This is a genomic window from Flavobacterium sp., from assembly GCF_004211145.1.
In the GTDB taxonomy this organism is placed as follows: Bacteria; Bacteroidota; Bacteroidia; order Flavobacteriales; family Flavobacteriaceae; genus Flavobacterium.
This window is the reverse complement of the sequence record NZ_SEBS01000077.1, coordinates 1-1,915: the sequence shown is the minus strand read 5'-3', so window position 1 is coordinate 1,915 and position 1,915 is coordinate 1. Positions and strand designations below refer to the sequence as shown.

Genomic DNA, 1,915 nt, shown 5'->3' with positions numbered 1-1,915 from the left:
GTCCCAGACTAAGGTCAGCGGCATCGTCGTCGATGTTAAGGATCAGCCGATTCCTTTTGCAAACATCATTTTTAAAGGCTCGACCGAAAGCGCAGTGAGCAACGAAGACGGCCGTTTTTATATTGAATCGGATAAGAGCTACCAGGCGATCATCGTTTCTTTTACGGGTTTTCAGGACCGTGAAGTCGATTTGCCGAAATCAGTGAACTACGATTTTAAAGTCGTGCTGAAAGAAACCAACCAGCTTAAGGAAGTCGTGATCTACAGCGGAAAAACGTCTAAAAAGAACAATCCGGCGCTTGATATTTTGAGAAAAATCTGGGCGCGAAAGCGCAAGAACGGCTTGTACATGTTCGACCAGTACAAAATGGAAAAGTACGAGAAAGTCGAATTTGACATGAACACCATCGACAGCGCGTTCATGAAAAACAAGATTTTCCGCGGGATGGAATTCATTTTCAACCACGTCGACACGTCGCGTGTTACGGGTAAAACGTATCTCCCGATCTTCATCAACGAAGCGCTTTCAGACGTTTACGGCGACAACGTCATGAAGAAAACCAAGGAAATCCTGAAGGCGAACAAGAATTCGGGCTTTTCAGACAATCAGCAGGTGATCGCTTTCATCAAAGATCTTTACGCCGATTACAACATTTACAACAACTACATCACGTTTTTCGACAAGAGTTTCACCAGCCCGCTTTCGACCACGGGAATCGACGTTTACAACTATGTGCTGCGCGATACGGCGTACGTCGACGGAAAATGGTGCTACAATATCGTGTTTTATCCGAGGCGCAAAAGCGAGCTGACTTTCAAGGGCGACTTTTGGGTGAACGATACGACATTTGCGATCAAGAACATCAACATGGCCGCGACAAAAAGCGCGAACATCAACTGGGTCAAGGACATTTATATTGAGCAGGAATTCGACGTTTTGAACGATTCGGTTTTCCTGCTGACGAAAGATTATATGATGTCGGATTTTGCACTGAGCAAAAAAGAAAAATCGCGCGGCGTTTACGGCAAGCGGACGACATACTTCCGAAATCACGAATTCAACAAGCCGAAACCTGCCGATTTTTACAAGCAGGAAGTCAATTACGTCGATAATTCGGTTTACCAGAAGCCCGATGAATACTGGGAAGAAAACCGTTTCGAAAAGCTGAGCAAGGACGAAAAAGGCGTTTATCAGATGCTCGACACGCTCAAAACCAACAAGAAATTTAAGCGACTGACGAGTCTGGTCGAAATCCTGGGCAGCGGCTATATCAATCTTGGCAAAATTGATTACGGGCCGATTTTCTCGACAGTTGGCTACAACGAAGTCGAAGGAACGCGAATACGCGCCGGCGGACGGACCTATTTCGGGCCGAACGATTCGTGGCGTCTGCAAGGTTATACTGCGTATGGCTTTGACGATGACAAGTTCAAATACGGCCTTTCGGGAAAATGGATGATCGACAAGAAAAACCGAATCATTCTTTCAGGCGGAAATCGGCGCGACATCGAGCAGATCGGCGCGAGCCTGACAACGACGAACGACGTTTTGGGCCGAAGCTTCGCCTCATCAGGACTTTTCACGACCAGCAGCAACGGCAAACTGACGAACATCAACTTAAGTACGTTCGCGTTTGAAATCGAGCCAATAAAAAACCTGACGTTCCAGACAGGATTCTCGTATCGCACGCTGGAATCGGCGTCACCGGTGTTTAGCCTGGACTATTACAAGGAATTGCCATCGGCAGAAAATCCGTCAGGCGTAATTGCCGGCACGGTGAAGCAGGCCGAGACGAATGTCCAGATTGAATATACTCCCGGCCGAAAAACTGTCGGCGATGGCGTCGAGAGAAACGAGGTCGACAGCCCGTATCCAAGATTTTTTGCGAATTTCAGCACGGGAACGAAAGGGCTG

Annotated in this window: 1 protein-coding gene; it reads left to right on the top strand. The window is 47.5% G+C overall.

The features are described 5' to 3' along the window. The coding region (locus tag EOO50_RS17585) for a DUF5686 family protein (protein ID WP_290841591.1) at nucleotides 1–1,915 on the top strand (1,915 nt) is incomplete at both ends.